Origin of the sequence: Paraburkholderia sp. SIMBA_030, assembly GCF_046535245.1 — a bacterium.
In the GTDB taxonomy this organism is placed as follows: domain Bacteria; phylum Pseudomonadota; class Gammaproteobacteria; order Burkholderiales; family Burkholderiaceae; genus Paraburkholderia.
Genome location: NZ_JAWRXB010001544.1, coordinates 1 through 239, shown reverse-complemented (window position 1 = coordinate 239; position 239 = coordinate 1). Strand labels below are relative to the sequence as shown.

The following is a 239-nucleotide window of genomic DNA, read 5'->3' as shown; positions in this document are numbered from 1 at the left end:
CATAGGGCGGCAACGTCAGAAGATATGTAAGCTGTCCGATCGGGGGGAATGGCGACATGCCGGTCAGCTCGACAGGTACGCGGCCTTCGTAGGCCGAGAGGTCCAGTTCAACGGCTTGAGGTACCCGCGATAGGTTTGCCACGCACAGGATAACCTCGTCGCCGTGTTCTCGGAGATAGGCTAGAATACGTCGGTTGTCAGGAGAAAGGAACCGAAGTGAACCTCTGCCAAATGCGGGG

At 57.7% G+C, this 239-nt stretch carries 1 protein-coding gene; it reads right to left on the bottom strand.

The genetic code is table 11. The features are described 5' to 3' along the window. Nucleotides 1-239 (bottom strand): alpha-glucosidase C-terminal domain-containing protein (locus SB772_RS45195; protein ID WP_410839175.1); only part of this gene is annotated, 239 nt, incomplete at both ends.